Origin of the sequence: Thermodesulfitimonas autotrophica, from assembly GCF_003815015.1 — a bacterium.
Lineage (GTDB): Bacteria > Bacillota > Desulfotomaculia > Desulfotomaculales > Ammonificaceae > Thermodesulfitimonas > Thermodesulfitimonas autotrophica.
The window spans coordinates 605,816-626,964 of sequence record NZ_RKRE01000002.1; the positions used below are offsets into that span (position 1 = coordinate 605,816).

Here is a 21,149-nt window from a genome sequence, read left to right on the forward strand (position 1 = left end):
TACTTCAGCCTCCTTTCCCTGTGGCGTTCAGCCGGCAATTTGCGGCGGCATCACGCCGTGGAAGAAGATCCAGGAGATGAAAAGGCCGACCCAGATGATGAAGCCAAAGAGGCAGAGCACATAAACCGCAGCCAGGCGGCCCATTCCTTCCTCCCAAAGCTTCCGGAAGTTAGACATCAGTCCGATGGTGAAGAAGGTTAGGGTAAAGAAGATGCCGCGCAGGCTGTCGGACTCGCCCATTGCCGCCTTCGCCGTTTTCATGAATTCCTGGTCCTGCAGGTGGCCAAGCCCAACTAACAGCATGACGAGGAAGGTGAGGAAATAGCCGATGACAAACTTCGGGAAGCGGTTCCAGATCTCGCCGGCGCCGACCCGCTCGCCCGGCTTGCACTCGATCCAGTAGCACCAGATCACGGCCAGAACGAAAGCCCATACGCCGATGAAGATGTCGATGAAAATTTTGGTGGTAACAGCGGCCATAGTGATAAAGTCCTTATCCCAGTTGACGTGGAGGGCGCTGGCCGCCTTGGCCTGGATCAGTGCCGCCGTAATCGCGCCGCTCGCCACCGCCGCGCCGTCGGTCTTCACCGCGAGGCCCATCCAGGCCCCGGCCACCATCGGTTCGGTGTAGAGGAACGTTTGCGCCAAAAACGGCAGGATGATAAGCTCAACCACGGCAAAGATAACGACCAGCGAAGAAACGATAATGGGGACCACCGGTCGCGAGCGGATAGCCGCACCGGTAGCAATCGCTGCCGAAACACCGCAAATCGAAATGCCGGAAGCCAGCGGTGCCGCCCATTCCGGCGTGAACTTAAAGTAGCGGCGCGCGACGAAATAGACTACCGGCCAGTAGAGAAGGTAAGCCTCGACGATAGCGCAAAGCCCCCGCGCCAGCACCTGTCCCGCCAAACCGAGAGCGTCACAGGCCTTAATCCCGATCGTCGCGCCTAAGATCACGATCGCCGTCTTCACAAACCATTCCGGTCGCGTCGCTTCCTCGAGAAACTGGGCAAAGCCGCGGAAGAAATTACCGATAATGAGGCCGACAAGCAGCGCGATAATAAATCCGGCTTCGCCCGTCAGCCGCAAGCCAAGCTTCGTCATCCCGATCTTCTGAGCCTCCGCCACCGTCGGTGCCGCTATCGGACCCCAGTGACCTATAATCAAGCAACCGTAAGCAAGCCAGAAGATGATACTGAACCCGACAATGAACCGACCCACGTTAAAACGCATGGCCGCAGCACCGATTGTTGTAAGGACGAGGAGAAAGATGTAAGTGAGGATAAGCGACGTGAAACCAGAGAATCCTGTTTCGGCGAGATGTTTCGAGACTGGACTTAAGGCCTTGGAGAAGTCGATCCAGAGGTTCGTTTTGACTACCCATCCCAGGAGGTCGGCACCGGTGAGTTTACCGAGGGCCAGAATAAAAATCAGGAGTCCTAACCATACCGCCCACCAGTCCTCGCTCCTGAGCAGTGGCGACCCGCTTTTTTCCTGGGACATAATCCCCCCCCTTAAAGCAGGCATCCTAAGATCCGCTTACCAGGAGCATATCCTGCGCCAAACGCCTTCTCCCCTGCTACCCATCTACCCCCTCCTTTCCCGTCATCTCTTACCGGCAAACAAACTATCCGCACCTCAAATTATACGGAACAAGCCCTCTTGTTCGCATTATAACAAGTTTGCCAGCAAAAGTAAAGTCACGATTTTCCAACGCTCGACAGATTTTTTATCCTGCCCCCGCTTTTCTCCTTTTCCAAAAAGCTACGAACGACGGAACTGCTTTATGCCTCCGTGCCCTCTTCTTTCTGCCCCCTACAGCGCCACCAGAGGCGTGCCAGCAAACCGAAAAGGAGCGCCACGGCAACACTTAAAAGCGCGGCCCACCCCGTCCCAAGGAGCACCCACAGGAGTATGTAACCCGAACAAAGCAAAATCGAGAGAAGCATCAGAGGAAAAGCCACCCGGAAAAACTTCCAGAAGGTAAGCAAAAGCCCTCTTTTCTCCGCCATTCCCGCCACCACAACGTTGGCGGAAGCGCCGATAATGGTCCCGTTCCCGCCAAGGCAGGCGCCGAGAGCCAAACACCACCAGAGAAAGTTAAGCTCGAAAGGAGGCAGGTGGCCCAGCCGTCCCATATCTTTAAGTAGCGGGATCATCGTAGCCACAAAAGGAATGTTATCCACAAAGGCCGAAGTCAAGGCGGAAAACCACATAATAAAGATACCGGCAGGGATAAGCGCTCCTCCGGTCACCCCTAAAGCAAACTTCGCCAGCGCCTCGATGGCCCCCACCTTTACCAGCGCGCCCACCACTACAAAGAGGCCCACGAAAAAGAAGACCACCGGCCATTCGATAGCGTGAAAGGCGTGCTCCGGCTCCGACCGGGTGATGAGCAACAAGAGCGCCGCGCCGCTCAAGGCCACCACGCTCGATTCCAAGTGCAGGTACTGGTGCAGGAAGAAACCCAAAATGACGGTGCCCAGCACGAAAAGGCATTGCCGCAAGAGCACCGGGTCTTTAAGTTCCGCCCGCTCGTCGAGCTCGAAGATGCGCTGGCGCACGGCGGGCGCGACTCGCAGTTGCCGCCGGTACAGGAGCTGCAAAATGAAGATGGTGACCAGACAGACCAGGAGCACTACCGGAGTCAGGTTGATAATGAAGTCCATAAACCCTAATCCCGCAGCGCTCCCGATCATGATGTTAGGCGGGTCGCCGATCAGCGTGGCCGTCCCCCCGATATTGGACGCCAAAATCTCGGCCAATAGAAAGGGGAGCGGGCTCAGTTCCAGTCTTTTAGCGATGGTAAAGGTGACCGGTACGACCAGGAGCACCGTGGTCACGTTGTCGAGGAAAGCAGAAAGGAACGCCGTCACCGCGGACAGCGCGGCGAGAATGGCCAGCGGTTCCCCCTTGGTCGCCTTAACCGCCTTCACCGCTAAAAACCGGAAAACTCCCGTCTCCTGCGTAACCCCGACGATGATCATCATTCCCACCAGCAGGCCGATGGTGTTCCAATCGATGGCGTGCACCGCCCCGTCGGGGGGCATGATACCGGTCAACACCAGAAGGGCGGCCCCCACAAAAGCGGCTACCGTCCGGTGGACCCGGCCGGAGACGATCGCGGCGTAAGTAAGGAGAAAAACGACCACCGCAAAAAAGACCTGGAGATTGCCCGTTACCTAATACCACCCTCCCCATCAACCGCGACTAAAAACAGGGCACAAAGAGTCTTTTCGCCCCTAAATCTTTCAATCCTCTCGATCAGCAGCCAAAACCAATTTCCCGCCACCAATCCGCCCTTATTTTCTTCCGGGCAAAACCACCCCTATACAAAAAAGGGGCCGTCCCGAAAGTTAATCGGGGCAGCCCCCAAGGAACAAGATCAACCAGCTTTTTAAACGGTTAATGTGCTCCAGCACTTATGACGCCACTGGCCGCCAGCACAAGCACCACAACCTCAACCAGCGCAATTAGGAAGTACCAGTGGTCTTTTTTCTTCAGGTAAGCCGGCACCAGGGCAAAGAAAAAGCCTAAAATTGTTAAGCCCGAAAGGAGCGCGATACCGAGGTAATTCAAGTAGTCACCCTTGCCGAGATAGCTGACCCAACCCCAGCCGGTCGGCGACTTGGTCGCCTCCACGTAGTCGTGGGCCTTCATCCCCCACAACTGCGGGAGTTTCTCTACCGGGATATACGGAGGAAGGACGCCGCTAACGTACAGCACAAAGGTAACGACCAGAAGGGCAATCCCGATAAGCGAGCCCCAGAGCAGGATATTCGCGTAAATCACCTGCTCCGGCGGTGCCTGGGTTGCCTGTGCCACTTGATTTTTCTCAGCCACCATCTTTACACCTCCTATTTCCAGATCCCCAGACCCTGCAGCAAGGGCCGAATGCCGGAGAAGAACAACATAATAATGACGATATAGCGGACCGCTTTAGGCTTTGCCACCGCCAACAGCCGCACACCAACGAAAGAACCGAGCATGATGCCTAAAACCGACGGCACCGTAATCATCGGCAGGCAGGCGCCGTGGTTAAGATAGACCCAGGCTGCGGAGGTATCCGTAATGGAAAGGAGGAACTTACTGGTCGCTACAGAGATTTTCAAGGGCGCCCCCATCAGCAGGTTCAGCACCGGGACGTTTGCCCAGCCGGCGCCCAAACCAAACATCCCAGCCATCACCCCGATAACAATGAAAAGCAAGAATCCGAGGACAGAGCGATGGACCGTCCATTCCACCGTCTTGCCGGTGGAGGCCTCGTAATAGATGCCGTTAATCCTCAGGGCCGCCGCCAGCGCATCGGCGCCCGGCACTTTCGGAAACTCAGCACTCTTAGAGACGACAAAAAGCAGCGAAATAAAGATAATCGTGGCGCCTAAAAGGATCTGGATAATGTTTTTGGGTAGCGCCAAACCGATCAGCGCCCCGAAGATACTCGCCGTGGAAGCGATCAGGGCTACCGGAAGCGCCAGCCGCAAGCTGGCCAAGTTCCGTTTCAGCAAGCCGGGACCCGCAGCCAGAGCGCCGGAAAGCGCGACGATTAACCCCGCACTCCGCACAAAATCAAGGTTAAACGGGAAAAAACCGCCGACAATCGGGGTGAAGAGGACGCCGCCGCCGACACCCGCGAGAACCGCAAGGATGCCGAGAATGAAAGTGGTGATAAAGAGGAGCAACGGCCAAACCCACCATGGAGTGTGAGGCGCTGCTGCAGCGTTAGCCGCGGCACTTACCGCCTCCGGAGGGGCAGCCGAAGCAATTAAAGGAACCACTCCAGCAACCGCAAGCATTTTGCTAAATCCCCCTATCGTGGTAATATGGATTTTTCGGCGCTATACCCCTCAGTCCTGCGCAATAACGAGCCAAAACCTCTATATCTGCTTTAGTAAATTTTCGGCCGCTACGCGCCTTTTCGCAAAGCTTCTACCCTCACCTCCCTATCGCGGCACTAAACAGCAAAATCTGCGGCTACTTCACGACCAGTACCGGGTATTGCGCAAGCTGCAAGATCTTATGGCAGACACCGCCCAGAACCAGCTCCCGGATGGGACCCGTACCGCGGCTCCCCATCACGATCAAATCCGGCTGCCACTGCGCGGCGTACTCTAAGATCTCCGGTATGGTTTCCCCAACCAAAATCACGCTCTCTACCGGCACGCCCTTCTCCGCAAGGAGGCTTTCGGCCCGTTTCAACCCTTCAGCAGCCCGGTCCCTGGCCTTCCCAATGAGTTCTTCCTGTTTCCCCTCAGGCAGGGTTAAAAACCCCCACGCCCCGGTTTCCCACAGTTCGACCACTTGGAGGATCCTGACCTGAAGGTCCGCAGCCTTTTGCGCTAACTTGCTGGTAAAGGCTACCGCCCGCATCGCGTTGTCCGAACCATCGAAAAGCACTAAAACCTTCACTTTTTTCACCTCCTTCCCCTTGCCAAAATACTAAGCTTTTTATTCGTTACACCACTTTTTTCTCCTGCCGCAAAAGTGATTTTTTTCACTAAAAAACGTAAAAAATTTGTAACCGGCAAGACGAACCGGACGGCGCAACTTTCCTATTCATCCTCTACCGGAAGTAAACCCTCAAGGCCCAACTCCTTAATCTTGGCGTAGAGCGTACGGCGGCTGATACCTAACGCCTTCGCCGTCCGCGTCCGGTTATAATTGTATTCTCTGAGCGCCCGGAGGATAACGCTTCGCTCCACGTCGCTCAAAATTTCGTGGAGGGTCTGTCCCCGCCATCCATGCCCGCTTTGGCCGTTTTGAAAATCGGGCTGGAGCGTGGCCGGTAAATCTTCAGGCGTAACCAACGGTCCCCGAGCCAGTACCACAGCACGCTCGCAAACATTCCGCAGCTCCCGGACGTTACCCGGCCAATCGTAAGCCATGAGCAGGTCCCGCGCCTCCGGCGCAACATCCTGAACAGTCTTTTTCAAGTTCGCCGCGGCCTGCTGGATGAAGTGCTTCGCGAGAAGCGGGATGTCTTCTTTGCGCTCCCGCAACGGCGGGACTTGAATAGTTACCACGTTGAGGCGGTAATAAAGGTCCGCCCGGAAGGTTCCTTCGCATACCATCTGGGAGAGGTCCCTGTTGGTGGCCGCAATAATCCGCGCGTCCACCTTGATGGTTTTAGTGCCCCCGACCCGGTCGAACTCTTTTTCCTGCAGCACCCGCAAGAGCTTGGCCTGCACCGGCAGGGGAATTTCGCTGATCTCGTCGAGAAAAAGGGTCCCCTGGTTGGCAAGCTCGAACTTGCCGAGTTTACGGTTCACGGCGCCAGTAAAGGCGCCTTTCTCATAGCCGAATAGCTCGCTCTCCCAGAGATTTTCGGGAATTGCGGCGCAGTTGATCCGGATAAAGGGCCCATCCCGGCGTTTGCTGTTGCGGTGGATGGCACCAGCTACCAGTTCTTTGCCCGTGCCGGTCTCTCCAACGATCAACACCGTATAGTCGGTCTCGGCAAAACGTCCGATTTGCTTGTAGACTTCCTGCATCGCAAGAGAACGCCCGATTAGCTGTTCGAACCTCTCCCCCGGCACCTTTCCCGCCAGCTCTTGGCGTAAGGCTTTAAGCTCCTCCGCCATCCGGCTCACTTCAACCGCCTTTTTCACCGTAAGGAGAAGCTCTTCGATGTTGAAGGGCTTCAGGACGTAGTCGAAGGCGCCAAGCTTCATCGCCTCGATTGCCGTATCCGTTGTGCCGTATGCCGTCATCACGATCACCGGGAAGGAATGGGTTTCCCGCACCCGCGAAAAAAGCTCCAGCCCGTCGATATCGGGCATCCGGATGTCAACCAGCATGGCGTCGATCTCTTCTTCGCCGGCGAGATATTCCAGCGCTTTGGCCGCGTGGAACGCTACCAGAACCTCGTATCCCTCCGCCTCAAGGAGGTCCCGCAGCATCTGGCAAACGCTTTCCTCATCATCGACTACCAGTATCCTGGCCACCGTTTGCTCCCTCCCTTAACAGCGGTAAATAGACCCGTAGCGTGGTCCCCTCCCCGACTTTGCTCTCCACTTCGATATAGCCGCCGTGTGCGGTTACAATCTCGTGGGCCAGCGCCAGACCAAGGCCGCTGCCTTTGGCCTTCGTGGTGAAAAACGGGTCAAAGATGCGCGAAAGGTTTTCCGGGGGAATCCCGCAACCGGTATCCGTTACGGCCACAACCGCGAAGCGCGTATCCGGCGTCAGCCCCGTCCGCACCGTCAAGGTACCACCCTCCGGCATCGCCTGGTACGCGTTGTAAACGATATTCATCAGCACCTGTTGGATCTGCTCCGGGTCGACCCGGACCGGCGGCAAATCCGGCGCCAACTCGGTTTGGACCCTTACCCTTTCCGCATAGCCCTCGCTTACAAACTGCAGCACCCGTTCAACCAGCTCGTTGAGGTTATAAAAACCGAACTTCAACTCTGCCGGCCGGGCGAAAAAGAGGAGTTTATTCACAATGCCGTTCAAACGGGTGACTTCCTGCGCCACAGTGGAAAGTGCCGCAGGTGTGGGTTGCCCGTAGCGTTCCCACATCTGGATATAACCGCTAATCGTCGTGAGCGGGTTGCGAATTTCGTGTGCCACGCCCGCCACAAACTTTCCCAGCGCGGCAAGCCGTTCCTGGCGTTTCACCCGTTCGGCAAGTCGTTTCGTTTCGGTCACGTCTTTGAAGGTGAGCACAACCCCGATAAGATTACCCCGCTGGTCAGTCAACAGGTTCGTTCCCAAAATCAGGTCGCGCTCCCCATCCGGCAACAGCTCCTGGGTAGCGGCGGGACCCGCCGTCCCTTTTTCACAAGCGCTCGGCCCTACGGGAAGCTGGTAGCGCAGCGTATAGTCGCGCACCGTTTCCTGTTTGAAAAGCGCTCGTTCTAAAAGATCTCGGATGGAATCGCCCGGCGGGAAAACGTCCCGGAAAGAGACAGGCGCCCCGCTACCCGCCTTGATACCCAGCACCCTTGCCGCCGTCGCGTTGACCATCGCCAGGCGCCCCTGAAGGTCGGTTGCCAGCACACCCGCATCGACGTTATCGAGGATTATCTCGTTGAAACTTCTTGCTTCCGTTAACCGGTCAGCAAGGTGGTTGATTGCCCTGGCAATCTCACCTAATTCACCAAAACCCGGCGGCAGACGGTAACTTAGATCGCTTTCCAGGCTTGCCAGGCCCTCTTTTACCCGGCTGATAACCTCCAGGAAGCGGTTCAGCAGGAAGAAAAACCCGCTGACCCCGATGATAATCCCGGCACCAATGGTGAGGTAAGCTTCCTGACGCACGCGCGCAAGGCGCCGGTAAATTTCCCTAGTATACTCCTGCGCTACCACGGCGCCAATCACCTTGCCGTTACGAATTAACGGCCGGTAGGCTTCGATCAGCCCCGATCTATCGAGGCCAACTACGTTAGTGAGCGGCTTCTTTTCCCTTATCGTCTGCTCAATATCCGTCTTGCGCCGCAGCGAAAAGTTCTCCCCGTAGGTCTCCGTATGCCCGTTTAGAATCACGTCCAGCTCCAGGGAATAAAAGCCCAGCTCCACGCCGGGAAAATCCCGCGCCACTTCCTCTATCAAAGGTTTTAGCTCTTCGTTGAGCACCTTGACCTTATCTCTTTTACGTGCGTCCGGCGGCACATGGTGCTCCTTTAAAATTTCGTCGAAGGTCCGGTCGAAGCGCTGGTCCAGAAGGAGAAGCGCGTGGTTGAGCCGGCTGCGGTCGCTTTTAACCATCCCGTATTCCGCCCGCTGCATTACGTGCAGCATGTAAAAGGTTAAAAAACTGGGCAGCGCTAACAAAATTAGCGTAAACAGCAGGAGTTGCCGGCTGAAACGCATTCGTCTCCGGTATTCAAGCATCCCCAAACGCTCCTTTTTATAAGCCGTCCCTGTATGGACTACCCCGCCATGCCTTCGGGGGCTACCGGTCGCTTTTTAAACTAGGCCTAAAAAGTTAAAGCCCATCCCCTATTTTACAGGGATGGGCAAGCATCTGCAAAGTGGGACTTCTTCCCGCTAGTGGGGCACATGAACAGGCGCACCGACCGGCTTCGCCTTCTCCGCCCTGAGCCCGCGCGCCATCGCGCTCAGGATGATGAACCCGCTTACTACCAGCGCTACGCACATCACGACAAAGCTTGCCTGGCTGAGCAACTGGTCTGCGGAATGACTGAGACTGATAAGATTCAGGTCTTTCAGGTAAACCGGGATCTTCAAGAGCCGGCTCACCATAACGATCAGCATTACCAGCGCCATAACGAACTTGATCATATAATCTTTTACGTAGCTGGTCCCGATCGCCCCGAGCTGCACACCGAAGAGGGAACCGAAGAGGATCAGGAATGCTAACCGGAGGTCAACAAAACCATGCAGGGCCCAAGTGAAGGTTCCGGTCAGCCCCATCACAAAGGCGATCACCAGCTCCGTGCCGCTGCCGACGAAGCTCGAAGCCCCCAGGATGTAGATCATCGCCGGAACCCCAATGAAGCCACCTACCGCGATCGTCGCCGCCAACATCCCCGTCGCGAAGCCAAGCGGCACGGTGAGCCAGAAGCTCGCCCGGATCTTGGCCGTCTTGAAGCTGATCATCGGCGGGATCTTTATCCGCTCGCCTAAAGGTGTACCTTTCGGCGGCGGGGCCGCGCATACCTCTTGGTTCTTGCAGCGAAAAGCATCACGGAGCACCGAAGCCCCTACCAGCGCCAGGACCAATACAAACACCGCACTGATGTAAAGGTTGGAACCCGCTTCGCCCCACATCTTGAGGATCCACTGCTGCACCTTGATGCCGACCTGCACCCCGATGACGGCAGAAAGACCCATCACCAGGCCGAGCAGCACGTCTACGTGACCCAACTTCGCCCGCTTCATCGCACCGATTAAGGCCTTCGGAAACTTGTGGCACATATTAGCGGCCACCGCTGCCGGTCCTGGTACACCTACGCTCATCATCCCCGGCGTCAGCACGAAGGCGCCGCCCGAGCCAATGAAGCCGCTTAAAAGCCCGCCCAAGAAACCCAGCGTTGGGAGGAAAGCGGTCATTGCCGGGGTCATCTTGACCATCGTTTTTACCGCGTGCGGATCCACCGCGTATCCTGCCATCCGTTTCACCCCCTCGCCTTAATGCTTCTTGGCCTTGATACCGACAACGTCCCAGAAGAAACCGGTGAAGTTGCCGTGGACAAGAGAAAAGAGTATCGCCACAACGGTCAATAACGCCGCCTTAAAAACACCACCCGCCATGAAGTACCTCTGAATTTCTTCCCCTTTCAGAAAAAGGACCGTGTATAGCCCCAGGGAAAGGACGCCCCAGAGAAGGAATTTTCCTACCGGCTTTTTTTCCTGCATGTCCGCCATTATCCATCCCTCCTAAAACTGGTTCGTAAAAGGTGCTTCTCAGGAAATTTTTGTTCTCTTTGGCTTGTTATTTAGAGAACAAATACACTGAAAAATTTTTGCGGTGAAATGACTATCACCCGAACAAAACGTTAGACTCCGCTCGCCAAACTTTCTCCCTACCTCACCTTAAGCCATTCTTAATGTATCCCGCTTAGCCTTGCCGCCACCTCCCCTATCAGGTATAGTGCACCAATCCCGGCTATCGTCAGTCCGACAAGCCAGAGATCGAAAACCGAAAGCTCGAGTCGGTTGGCCAACTGCTCCACCCACGAACGCTCCCCCTCAACCCGCCGCTTTACCCGGGCTTTTTCAACCACTTCACCCGCCGTCAACTTCTTAACCGCCACCGTTAACCACTCCTCGCGTGAGATTTTAAATAACGTGGTGGTGGCGGCCAGGCTCTTAAGGGGCCCGGCCGGCCATACTACCACGATAGGGGGCTTCGCTTACGCTGTTCACACCGCATATTTGCGTTTCTTGGTCTCTTCAGCGCCGCCGATTTCTTTTAAGATCCCCGCTATCCACTCCCGCGTCAGCGCGAAGGCGATGTAATGCTCCACTAACAGAACCCATAGGCCGTAGCAAATTCCGGTCAAAAAAAGCACCAGGAAACCTAACGCAACGGCCGGCGTCTCGGCCGCGGCACCCCCGTCTATGCCCATCGCCACCCTGAGGCGGACGAGCGTATGCCAGAGAAAAAGACAAATAACCAAAATCACGCTGGTGAGGAGAGCAATCTTGAGGAGGTTAACCCTGCCTTTCTGCGCCGCTACCAACGCCCGATCACCCCACGTTGTTTTTAACCCCGATCTTCTTTTTGCTTTTCACCCTACTATTCTGTAGCAAAACCCGTGCCATTTTTCGTATGATACCCAGAAAACCAACAAAAGACTACATTCACCCGAAGCGCCGCAGGATTCTCTACCAAGCCGGGCGGGACGCGTCAGCGTGGTGAGCAAAACGAACCCGCCCCGGGCCGCAACAGCCCCCAAAAATTGTTGCGGGTGCCGTTTATGCGGCACCCGCAACATCTATCGTTCAGTGGGAATTTTTCTCCCGCGGGGGAGCAAAATTGCCCCGCCCCCGTGAGCAGATTACTTCCCCAAGAAGACCGGGCACTCCGTCAGGTGCAGAACCCGCTGGCTCACGCCCCCAAGCAGGAGTTCTTTCAAGGGGTTAGTGCCCCGGCGTCCCATCACGATGAGCTCGTAATTTCCCTCTTTCGCCGTGGCCACGATCTCCTCGGCCGGATTCCCGATCTTGATCAGTGGTTTCCCTTCTATCCCGGCCTCCTTCAAGATGGCCAGCGCCCGGTCGAGATCGGCTTGCGCCCGCTTTTTCTCTGCCTCCTCCAACTGAGCCGGCGAAACCCACGGCAGATACTCGATGCTCGGATCAACCGGCGGGACCACCTCGATGATTGCCACCTGGGTGAGCGGCGTCAGCTTCAACACTTCCAGGGCCCGGCGCAGCGCAGCGTAAGAATGCTCGGAACCGTCGATGGCCACCAAAACGCGGTGAAACATATAAACCCCCCCTTGCTTAGAATCTATCCTTCACGCTTGCAGAGTAAGCAAAAATCGCGCCATCCACCCAGAACTTTTCCGTCCAACCGGTGCCACGCATAAAAGCTGCATAATCCCGCAGGGCTGTGCGGGGGAAAGCCCTCAATGGGCCTGTCTACCTGACGACAATGTTTACTAATTTTCCTGGCACCGTCACGACTTTGGCCACGGTTTTACCCGTTAGCCACTGGCGGATGCGGGGCTCCTCGAGCGCTGCTGTCTCTATCTCCGCCGCCGTGGCCGCCGCAGGAACGACGATCCGGCCCCGGACCCGGCCGTTGATCTGGACGGCTATTTCCACCTGGTCCTGGAGTAGAAGATCAGGGCGGTATGTAGGCCAGGATTGGCGGTGAACGCTTTCGGTGTAGCCGAGCCGCGCCCACAGCTCTTCGCTAATGTGCGGAGCAAAGGGCGCCAGGAGAATAAGCAACTTTTCAACCGCCTCGCGCAGAACGCCGGGATCCCGGTCCACCGGCGGCACCCGGTCGCAGAACTGGTAAATTCCGTTTACTAACTCCATGATGGCGCTTACCGCGGTATTGAAGTTGAACCGCTCCACATCCTCGGTCACCTTTTTGACGGTGAGATGAGTGAGCCGCTGCAGTTCCCGGTTGACGCCAACCAGGTTCGCCCCAGGTACCGGTGCCCCCTGAATTTCGGGTAATAGGGTATTGAAAAGCCGCCAGACACGGTTTAAAAACCGGGCACACCCCTCGACTCCCTGGTCGCTCCACTCCAGGTCCCGCTCCGGGGGCGCGGCAAAGAGGATAAAGAGCCGGGTCGTATCCGCCCCGAACTTGGCCATGATCTCCTCAGGGCTGACGATGTTGCCCTTTGACTTGGACATTTTCGCGCCGTCTTTTAAGACCATCCCCTGGGTCAAAAGGTTGGTGAAGGGTTCCTCACACCCCACCAGCCCGATGTCGTAGAGGAACTTGGTGAAAAAGCGGGAGTAGAGGAGGTGCAGGATGGCGTGCTCCACGCCGCCAATGTACTGGTCGACGGGGAGCCACCGGTCAACCTTGGCCCGATCCCAGGGGCCGCTTTCCTCCCGCGGACTCGTGTAGCGGAAGTAATACCAGGAGGAACAGATAAAGGTATCCATGGTGTCGGTTTCCCGTTTGGCCGGACCACCGCACTGCGGGCAGGCGGTGTGGACGAATTCAGGACAATCCTTGAGCGGGGATTCCCCCGTGGGCTTGAAGGCCACCGCGTACGGGAGCAGCACCGGCAAATCCTGCTCCCGAACCGGGACGATCCCGCACTTATCACAGTAAACGATCGGGATCGGCGCGCCCCAGTAACGCTGCCGGGAGATGAGCCAGTCACGTAGCCGGTAGTTGACCTGGTGCCGCCCCCACCCCTTCTCCTCCAGGTAGGCAGTTACCGCCCGCATCCCGTCGCGGTTCGGCATCCCGCTAAAGGGGCCAGAATTCACCATCACGCCCTCGTCTACGTAGGCCTCCGCCATCGTTGCCGCGTCGAGCTCCCTGCCCGGCGGTTGGATTACCACCCTGATGGGCAGGCCGTACTTCTTAGCAAATTCGAAGTCGCGCTGGTCGTGCGCCGGCACCGCCATCACCGCGCCGGTGCCGTACTCCATGAGCACGTAGTTGGCGATGTAGACCGGTATCTCTTCACCCGTCAGCGGGTTTTTGCAGTAAGCGCCGGTAAAAAGCCCTTCCTTCTCGGCCTCCCCCGCGGTCCGCGAGAGCTCGCTCATGCTCCGCGCCCGCGCCACAAAGGCCCCAACCGCCTCCCGCCGCTCCGGCGTGGCAAGCTTACTTACCAGCGGGTGCTCCGGCGCCAGCACCATGTAGGTGACACCGTAAAGGGTATCGGGCCGCGTGGTGAAAACGCTGACTTTCTCCTCCCGGCCCACCACCGGGAAGTGGACCAGCGCGCCTTCACTCCGGCCGATCCAGTTCGCCTGCATAATCTTGACCTTTTCCGGCCAGCCGGACAGCTTCTCCAAGTCCTTGAGGAGCCGCTCCGCGTAGGCGGTGATCTTCAGGAACCACTGCTCGAGCTCGCGCCGCGTGACAGGCGTTTTGCAGCGTTCGCAAGCGCCGCCGACTACCTGCTCGTTGGCCAGCACCGTGGCGCAGGAAGGACACCAGTTGACGGGAGCCTTTTTCTTGTAGGCGAGGCCCCGGTGGTAAAACTGGAGGAAGAGCCACTGGGTCCACCGGTAGTACCCCGGGTGGCAGGTGGCAATCTCCCGCCGCCAGTCGTAGCTCAGGCCGAGTTCCTTGAGTTGCCGGCGCATAAAGGCGATGTTGTCCCACGTCCAGTCGCGGGGGTGCACGCCGTGCTTGATCGCCGCGTTCTCCGCCGGTAAACCGAAGGCGTCCCAGCCCATCGGGTGCAAAACGGCGTAACCCTGCATCGTTTTGAAGCGGGCCACCACGTCCCCGATGGCGTAGTTCCGGACGTGCCCCATATGCAGCCTGCCCGAAGGGTAAGGAAACATCTCGAGGCAGTAATACTTGGGGCGGCTGTCGAAATCGTCAACGTGGTAAAGCCCTTCCGCCGCCCAGCGCTGTTGCCACTTCTCCTCCACTGCTGCAAACGGATACCTTTCCTCCATCAGGTCGCCTCCTAAAAGGGGGTCAGAGGCCAGAATCTTTTGACGCCTTCACCCGCCCATTGTCTCCCCTCTGCCGGCCTCCGACCTCCTATCTCCTGCTTCTAAAAATATTAGCCTCTGTCCGGGTTCCAGACAAGAGGCCTTCTCTCCTTCAGTCTTATGGTGGAGCTGGCGGGAATTGAACCCGCGACCTTTTCCATGCCAAGGAAACGCGCTCCCACTGCGCTACAGCCCCACGCACCACAATTATAAATAAAATTGGCTCTCAGGTCAAGCTACTAACTGCGGGTTTGATGATCGGGGCATCCCGCCACAGACGTTCGAGACCGTAAAACTCGCGTTCTTCTTCCCGGAACAGATGGACCACAATATCCCCGTAATCTAATAACACCCAGAAACCTTCGCGGAACCCTTCCCGGCGCAGGACCGGTACCCCACGTTCCATCAGCTTATCCTGGATGTGCTCGGCAATTGCCTTTACCTGGACCGTCGACCTGCCGCTCAAGATGACGAAGTAGTCGCATACCGTTGTCAGGTGGCCTACCTGAAGGATCACGATGTCAAAGCCCTTTTTCTCTTCGGCAGCCGCGACGATAAGGTTTAGCAACTCCTGGGGACTGAGGCCCAATATCATTCCCCCTTATAAACTCATCCCGAAATAAGCTTCTACCGCCTTCTAACGTCCTGCCGCTCCCGGGCCTCGTTAACGATGATGACCCGGCCGCCGAGCTCGGCGCCGTTGAGAGCGGCGATCATCGCGTCGGCATCTTCATCGCGCACCTCGACAAAGCCGAAGCCCCGTGAACGCCCGGTTTGCCGGTCGGAAATGATCCGGCTGGAGAGCACCTCGCCGTAGGAGGAGAATATTTCCGCCAGGTCTTCTGCCCGGGTAGCCCACGGCAGGTTGCCCACGTAAAGGGTCCGCGCCACGCACCTCACCTCTTTTCTCCTGAAGTGTTAGTCTTGATCACGGGGAATACCCCGATGCACCCTTAAACGATACAACCCCTGTTCTTTGATGTACGCCTCAACCTGATCCGGTAAAAGGTACCGGATCGGTCTTCCCTCGCGGACCCGCTCCCTAATCGCCGTGGAAGAAATGGCTACGCCGGGAACCGGAAGCACGCGAATTTTCCGCCAAAGATAAGCATCAAGCCCGGCCAGCCGCTCGCGCAGGTTATCGAGTACATATCCTGGCCGGGTGACCGCCACAACCCGGCAGAGGGTAAGCAACTCTTCCGCCCTGTGCCACGAGAGAATCTCGGCCACCGCATCCGCACCCGTAATAAAATAGAACTCGCCGGCAGGGTATTGTTTCCGGAAAGCCGCCACAGTATCGACTGTATAGGAGGGTCCTGGCCGCTCAACTTCGACCGTAGAAAGCTCAAAGCAGGGATTGGTGGCAATAGCCAGACGAACCATCGCGACACGGTGCGCCGCCTCAGAAACCAACTCCTTCGGCTTGTGGGGCGGTTGCCCCGCAGGAATGAAAACCACTTTTTCCAAGCCCAGCTCGTACCGCGCATCCTCCGCCGCTACCAGGTGCCCGTAATGGATAGGGTCAAAGGTTCCCCCCATCAGGCCGATCCGCACTGCCGTACCAACGCACCCCATTTTGCCTAAATTATAACCCTTCTTCAGCCAATAATCAATGTAAGAACCGAAAAGATGCGTCAAAAGATCGCCGCTACCGGCTATTCCTTAACCGGATTAATTATTCTTTTATGTTATGCGCGCGGCTATAAAAAGGTTACTCCCGGACCTGGCCTTCCCCGAAGATGATGTACTTAACCGTGGTAAGCTCCTTCAAACCCATTGGCCCGCGCGCGTGAAGCTTTTGGGTAGAGATGCCGATTTCCGCACCGAAACCAAACTGCCCCCCGTCGGTGAAACGGGTCGAGGCGTTGACGTAAACGGCAGCCGCATCCACCTCCTTCAGGAAGCGGCGGGCATTGGTGTAGTTCTCGGTGACGATGGCCTCAGAGTGTTTGGTCCCGTAGCGGTAAATGTGGTCAAGCGCCTCGTCGAGACTCCGCACCACCCGCACCGCAAGGATAAGGTCGAGGAATTCGGCGTGCCAGTCGTCCTCGGTAGCCGGTTTCGCCCAGGGAACGAACTTCAAGGTGGTGGGGCAACCGCGGATCTCTACCCCCCGCTCTTTGAGGCGCTGGGCTATCGCCGGCAGGAAGGCCGGGGCCACCGCCTCATGGACCAGGAGTGTTTCCATCGCGTTGCAAACGCCCGGCCGCTGGCACTTGGCGTTGATGATGATCGGCTCAGCCTTGGACAGATCGGCAAACTCGTCCACGTAAACGTGGCAGTTGCCCACCCCGGTTTCGATGACGGGGACGGTCGCGGTTTTGACCACGGTCTGGATAAGCCCGGCGCCACCGCGCGGAATCAGGACGTCGATGTACCCGTTGAGGCGCATCAGCACCTGGGCTGCCTCCCGTTCCGTCCGGTCAATAAACTCAATCGCTCCCTCCGGGATACCAGCCCGGTAAGCCGCCGTGGCGATAATGCGGGTGATGGCGCTGTTGGAGTTTATCGCCTCCGAACCGCCCCGCAGGACCACCGCGTTGCCCGCCTTAAGACAGAGCCCGGCGGCATCGACCGTTACGTTCGGACGCGCCTCGTAAATCATGCCGATGACGCCGAGCGGCACCCGCATCTGGCCCACCTCAAGGCCGTTGGGCCGCCGCCACATTGCCACGACCTCGCCTACGGGATCGGGAAGTTTTACCACGTCGCGCAATCCCTGGGCCATCTCTTTTACCCGCTTTTCGTTAAGCATTAACCGGTCCATCAGCGCCCCGGAAAGCCCCTTCAACCGCCCCGCCTCAAGATCCCGCGCGTTGGCCGCGAGGATCTCCGCCATCTGCGCCTCGAGCGCGTCGGCCATCGCCAAAAGACCCGCGTCCTTGACGGTTGTGGGCAGGTAGGCAAGGCGCCGCGCCGCCTCTTTTGCCCGCTTCGCCTTTTCCACAACCACCGCTTCGATCGCGTTCATTTCCTCTCCTCCTCAACCAGGAATCTATAACCTCGGTTAGAATAAGCCCTAACCGTAAATTTTGCCCATCTACCGCTGCTCCCCCGAACCTCCCGCGCTCCCGCTGCTTTCCGCCTTCATCCTTATAGTTCCAACCCCTCTTTCAGCTTGGCGTAGGTCTGGTCGAGGGTTTCCGAAATCACCTTTACGTCCCCCACCACCGGCATGAAGCTGGTATCCCCGTCCCAGCGCGGGACGATGTGGATGTGGAAGTGGCCGGGGTAACCGGCCCCGGCAACCCGCCCGAGGTTAATCCCGACGTTGAAGCCGTGCGGCTTCATCACCCGGCGCAAAAGCGCCACCATCTCCTGCGTAAGCTGAAAAAGGGCCAGCGCTTCCTCCGGCGTCAGCTCGGTGATATCGGCCACGTGCCGGTTCGGCGCGACAAGGAGGTGGCCGCTGTTGTAAGGATAAATGTTGAGGAGGACAAAGCAGCGCTCCCGCCGGACGAGGAGGTGGTTCTCCCGGTCCCGCGTATCGTTCAGCTTGGCGCAGAAGATGCACTCAGCCTTTTCCGCGTCACTCTTGGTAACGTAAACCGCCCGCCACGGCGCCCAGAGCCTTTCCATCGCCATCTTCCTTCCTGCTTAACTTACGTGAGGACTAGATTATCCCGGTGCACTACCTCGTCGTAGGGCTGCTGGCCCATGAGGGCAGCGATCTCCCGGGTTTTCAGCCCCTTCATCCGGTCAACCTCGGCGGCGGCGTAGTTAACGAGACCGCGGGCGATCTCCCGCCCGCCGGGAGCGATGATGCTCACGGCGTGTCCCGCCTCAAAGTCACCCTCGACGCCGACGATACCGGACGGGAGCAGGCTTCTTCCATCTTCGCACAGCGCCCGTGCCGCCCCCTCATCTACGTAAATCTTACCCTGGACGGTGGTCCCGAAGAGGATCCAACGCTTGCGTCCCTTTAAATGACGCTCCGCCGGCCAGAAAACCGTGCCGATTTCCTCCCCTGCCAGCACCCGGCGGAGAACGTTGTCCGCTGCAGCAGCGGCGATAACCATTACCGCCCCTGCCTGGCCCACGATCTGCGCCGCCTGAAACTTCGTGACCATCCCGCCGCTCCCGGTGGCCGAACCCGCCCCGCCCGCCACCGCTTCAAGTTCGGGCGTAATCTTCTCGACCTCGGGAATGAAGCGGGCCGCCGGGTCTTTACGGGGATCAGCCGTGTAGAGGCCGTCAACGTCGGAAAGAATCAAGAGCATCTCCGCGTCGATCAGGTTAGTGACCAGCGCCGAGAGCGTGTCGTTGTCGCCGAAGCGGATTTCGTCCACCGCAACCGTGTCGTTTTCGTTGATTATCGGGAGGATGCCGAGACGGAGCAGGGTAAGGAGCGTGTTGCGCGCGTTTAAAAAGCGGCGCCGGTCGGCAAAGTCGTCCCTTGTGAGGAGCACTTGCCCCACGGTAATCCCGTACTGGGAAAAAAAGTTTTCGTAAACCTGCAGGAGCAACCCCTGGCCCACCGCCGCACAGGCCTGCTTCTCCGGGATGGTTTTCGGGCGCGTTTTCCATCCCAAACGGCCCATACCCGCACCCACAGCTCCCGAGGTAACTAACAACAGCTCCCGCCCTTCGTTATAAAGATCGGCCATCTCGCGGACTAATTTTTCCATCTGGCCGAGATTGAGCTTTCCAGTTTTATGCGTCAGAGAGCTCGTCCCGACCTTTATCACGATCCGCTTGACGTGCCCAAACTCTCTTTTTCGCGCCAAGCCCGCCGGTCCCCTCCCTGTAAAGCACCTAATTTTTCCCCTCCACCCATTCAAACGTCGCGTTTCCGACCCGCACCGTATCCCCCGCCTTTACCCCTGCAGCACGCAGGGCGGCATCGACCCCCGCACGGACAAGGTAGTCCTGCAACCGCCGCACGGCCTCCGGGTTTTCAAGGTCGAACATCGCGACCCGGCGCGCCACCGCTTCGCTCTCCACTACAAAGACGCCGTTCTCGACCCTCACCCGGACCGGCGCAACCACCGTATGCGCTTCGGTAGGCACGGATAAAGGGGGTGGCGGTAGCTCGCGCAGCAGCGCCGCCACCCGGAACATCAACTGGTCAAGGCCCGCACCCGTCACCGCCGAAACCGGAAAAATCTCGTAACCCGCAGCGGCGGCCCGGAAGCGCTCGAGGTTGGCTTCAGCATCCGGCAGGTCCATTTTGTTGGCCGCAACCACCTGCGGCCGCCGCGCCAGCTCTTCATTGTAGAGCGCAAGCTCGCGGTTGACCGCCGCAAAATCGGCCACCGGGTCCCTCCCGCCCGTTCCTCCCATATCCACAACGTGGATGAGCAACCGGGTCCTTTCGATGTGGCGCAGAAATTTATGCCCCAGCCCCGCACCGGTGTGCGCCCCTTCGATGAGGCCGGGGATATCGGCCAGGACGAAGCTCTCCCCCTCCCCCACCCGGACGACGCCGAGACAGGGCTCGAGGGTCGTGAAGGGATAGTCCGCAATCTTGGGGCGAGCTGATGAAACGCGGCTCAGGATGGTTGACTTTCCGGCGTTCGGAAAACCCACCAGACCCACGTCCGCGAGGAGCTTGAGCTCCAGCTCCAGCCACCGCTCTTCCCCGGGCTCCCCTTTTTCCGCAAAGCGCGGGGCCCTTTCCGTAGGGGTGGCGAAGCGGGCGTTTCCCCGGCCGCCCCGGCCGCCCCGGGCAACCACGACCTCCTGCCCGGGGGCCACCAGATCGGCCAGCACCCTGCCTGTCGCTGCGTCGCGCACCACCGTCCCCACCGGCACGCGCAGGATGAGGTCGGCGCCGTTTTTGCCGTGGCGCTCCTTTCCCTCCCCGTGGCCGCCGCGCTCCGCCTTGAAGTGGCGCTGGAAGTGGAAATCCACCAGCGTCCGCAGGCCCGGGTCGGCCCTGAGGATGACGTGCCCGCCGCGCCCGCCGTCGCCGCCCGCCGGGCCGCCGAAAGGCACGTACTTTTCCCGGCGGAAGGCCACACAACCGTTGCCGCCGTCACCGGCCTTAACGTATATTTTCAGGTAATCGTAAAACATCATTCTTCCCCGGTCGCGAAACGCCAGAAAAGCTCGAGTTTTTCTAACCCGAAAACCTTGCACGCTATCCCGGCGCCGTCAAAAACAGCCTTTTCCGCAGCCGCAGTGATTTCCTCCCAGGGAAAGGCGCCGGCGTAAGTCAAAAGGTAACCCCCCGGAACGTTTCGTCCGGTAATCGTAAGTACGCGCTCCTCCCCGGTACCGGCGACCCGCGCGGCGATGGCTGCGTGCAACTTCTCTAGGCACGCGACCAGGGCTTCCTCGCTGCCCGGACCTTCACGCGGCGGCACCTTTTCCAGGTCGCAGAAAACCTTTACCCCGGCAGCCACGCCCTCCGCCTGGAAGCGCAAGAGCACCCAGGCAAGTCCCGGCAGCCCCGCTTTGGCCACCCGGCCCCGCGCGGCAAACTCTTCTGCCGCCCGGCCGAGATATTCCTTGATTTTTTCGTGCCGGCCCAGGTCAAGGAGCCCGGAAATCACCTGCAGGCGGTTTAAAAAATCGTGGTACTGCGCCCGCAAGACTTTAAGCGGCTCCTCCGGTCCCATTCCCCCACCCCGGCT

The 21,149-nt window shown here is 58.5% G+C and carries 21 protein-coding genes and 1 tRNA gene; all 22 read right to left on the reverse strand.

The genetic code is table 11. The features are described 5' to 3' along the window. Positions 1 to 27: 27 nt before the first annotated feature. On the reverse strand, positions 28 to 1,506 hold the full coding sequence (locus EDD75_RS06780; RefSeq protein ID WP_123929945.1) for a putative sulfate exporter family transporter: 1,479 nt from the start codon (positions 1,504 to 1,506) through the stop codon (positions 28 to 30). 281 nt (positions 1,507 to 1,787) lie between these two features. Further along, positions 1,788 to 3,155 (reverse strand): ArsB/NhaD family transporter, encoded by a 1,368-nt coding sequence (locus tag EDD75_RS06785; protein WP_123929949.1) that lies wholly within the window; start codon positions 3,153 to 3,155, stop codon positions 1,788 to 1,790. Between the two features lie 253 nt (positions 3,156 to 3,408). Continuing rightward, positions 3,409 to 3,849, reverse strand: coding sequence for a DUF1634 domain-containing protein (locus EDD75_RS06790; RefSeq protein ID WP_123929952.1), 441 nt, complete (start codon positions 3,847 to 3,849; stop codon positions 3,409 to 3,411). Between the two features lie 11 nt (positions 3,850 to 3,860). Beyond that, positions 3,861 to 4,799, reverse strand: a complete 939-nt coding sequence (locus EDD75_RS06795; protein ID WP_123929955.1) for a sulfite exporter TauE/SafE family protein — start codon at positions 4,797 to 4,799, stop codon at positions 3,861 to 3,863. Between the two features lie 178 nt (positions 4,800 to 4,977). Further along, complete coding sequence (locus EDD75_RS06800) at positions 4,978 to 5,412, reverse strand: universal stress protein (RefSeq protein WP_123929958.1); 435 nt, start codon at positions 5,410 to 5,412, stop codon at positions 4,978 to 4,980. Between the two features lie 143 nt (positions 5,413 to 5,555). After that, complete coding sequence (locus EDD75_RS06805) at positions 5,556 to 6,947, reverse strand: sigma-54-dependent transcriptional regulator (RefSeq protein ID WP_123929961.1); 1,392 nt, start codon at positions 6,945 to 6,947, stop codon at positions 5,556 to 5,558. After that, on the reverse strand, positions 6,922 to 8,838 hold the full coding sequence (gene atoS / locus EDD75_RS06810; protein ID WP_123929965.1) for a two-component system sensor histidine kinase AtoS: 1,917 nt from the start codon (positions 8,836 to 8,838) through the stop codon (positions 6,922 to 6,924). Before atoS ends, EDD75_RS06805 begins: the two co-directional genes overlap by 26 nt. Before the next feature lie 156 nt (positions 8,839 to 8,994). After that, positions 8,995 to 10,080 carry a sulfite exporter TauE/SafE family protein gene (locus tag EDD75_RS06815; protein ID WP_123929968.1) on the reverse strand — a complete coding sequence of 362 codons (1,086 nt, stop codon included), beginning with the start codon at positions 10,078 to 10,080 and terminating at the stop codon, positions 8,995 to 8,997. Positions 10,081 to 10,098: 18 nt separating this feature from the next. After that, positions 10,099 to 10,335 (reverse strand): hypothetical protein, encoded by a 237-nt coding sequence (locus EDD75_RS06820; RefSeq protein WP_123929971.1) that lies wholly within the window; start codon positions 10,333 to 10,335, stop codon positions 10,099 to 10,101. Positions 10,336 to 10,514: 179 nt separating this feature from the next. Next, complete coding sequence (locus tag EDD75_RS06825; protein ID WP_123929974.1) at positions 10,515 to 10,724, reverse strand: hypothetical protein; 210 nt, start codon at positions 10,722 to 10,724, stop codon at positions 10,515 to 10,517. Between the two features lie 108 nt (positions 10,725 to 10,832). Next, positions 10,833 to 11,153, reverse strand: a complete 321-nt coding sequence (locus tag EDD75_RS06830) for a hypothetical protein (protein WP_123929977.1) — start codon at positions 11,151 to 11,153, stop codon at positions 10,833 to 10,835. A gap of 318 nt (positions 11,154 to 11,471) precedes the next feature. Beyond that, the gene (locus tag EDD75_RS06835; protein WP_123929980.1) at positions 11,472 to 11,903 is read right to left on the reverse strand and encodes a universal stress protein; all 432 of its coding nucleotides are present in this window, start codon (positions 11,901 to 11,903) and stop codon (positions 11,472 to 11,474) included. A gap of 154 nt (positions 11,904 to 12,057) precedes the next feature. Then, the gene (gene leuS / locus EDD75_RS06840) at positions 12,058 to 14,532 is read right to left on the reverse strand and encodes a leucine--tRNA ligase (protein ID WP_123929983.1); all 2,475 of its coding nucleotides are present in this window, start codon (positions 14,530 to 14,532) and stop codon (positions 12,058 to 12,060) included. Positions 14,533 to 14,692: 160 nt separating this feature from the next. Next, positions 14,693 to 14,767, reverse strand: a tRNA-Ala gene (locus EDD75_RS06845). Between the two features lie 30 nt (positions 14,768 to 14,797). Beyond that, positions 14,798 to 15,160, reverse strand: coding sequence for a ribosome silencing factor (gene rsfS / locus EDD75_RS06850; RefSeq protein ID WP_123929986.1), 363 nt, complete (start codon positions 15,158 to 15,160; stop codon positions 14,798 to 14,800). A 38-nt stretch (positions 15,161 to 15,198) separates the two neighbouring features. Continuing rightward, the gene (locus EDD75_RS06855) at positions 15,199 to 15,462 is read right to left on the reverse strand and encodes an RNA recognition motif domain-containing protein (protein ID WP_123929989.1); all 264 of its coding nucleotides are present in this window, start codon (positions 15,460 to 15,462) and stop codon (positions 15,199 to 15,201) included. Between the two features lie 27 nt (positions 15,463 to 15,489). Then, complete coding sequence (gene nadD / locus EDD75_RS06860) at positions 15,490 to 16,146, reverse strand: nicotinate-nucleotide adenylyltransferase (protein WP_123930440.1); 657 nt, start codon at positions 16,144 to 16,146, stop codon at positions 15,490 to 15,492. Positions 16,147 to 16,282: 136 nt separating this feature from the next. Then, the gene (locus tag EDD75_RS06865; RefSeq protein ID WP_123929992.1) at positions 16,283 to 17,542 is read right to left on the reverse strand and encodes a glutamate-5-semialdehyde dehydrogenase; all 1,260 of its coding nucleotides are present in this window, start codon (positions 17,540 to 17,542) and stop codon (positions 16,283 to 16,285) included. A 122-nt stretch (positions 17,543 to 17,664) separates the two neighbouring features. After that, on the reverse strand, positions 17,665 to 18,156 hold the full coding sequence (locus tag EDD75_RS06870; RefSeq protein ID WP_245963093.1) for an HIT family protein: 492 nt from the start codon (positions 18,154 to 18,156) through the stop codon (positions 17,665 to 17,667). 17 nt (positions 18,157 to 18,173) lie between these two features. Continuing rightward, the gene (proB, locus tag EDD75_RS06875; RefSeq protein ID WP_123929995.1) at positions 18,174 to 19,298 is read right to left on the reverse strand and encodes a glutamate 5-kinase; all 1,125 of its coding nucleotides are present in this window, start codon (positions 19,296 to 19,298) and stop codon (positions 18,174 to 18,176) included. A 28-nt stretch (positions 19,299 to 19,326) separates the two neighbouring features. After that, a complete protein-coding gene (gene obgE, locus EDD75_RS06880) occupies positions 19,327 to 20,589 on the reverse strand; it encodes a GTPase ObgE (RefSeq protein WP_123930446.1) in 1,263 nt (420 codons plus the stop codon). Continuing rightward, positions 20,589 to 21,134 (reverse strand): Spo0B domain-containing protein, encoded by a 546-nt coding sequence (locus EDD75_RS06885; protein WP_123929998.1) that lies wholly within the window; start codon positions 21,132 to 21,134, stop codon positions 20,589 to 20,591. The genes obgE and EDD75_RS06885 overlap by 1 nt, the downstream gene beginning before the upstream one ends. Positions 21,135 to 21,149: the final 15 nt, after the last annotated feature.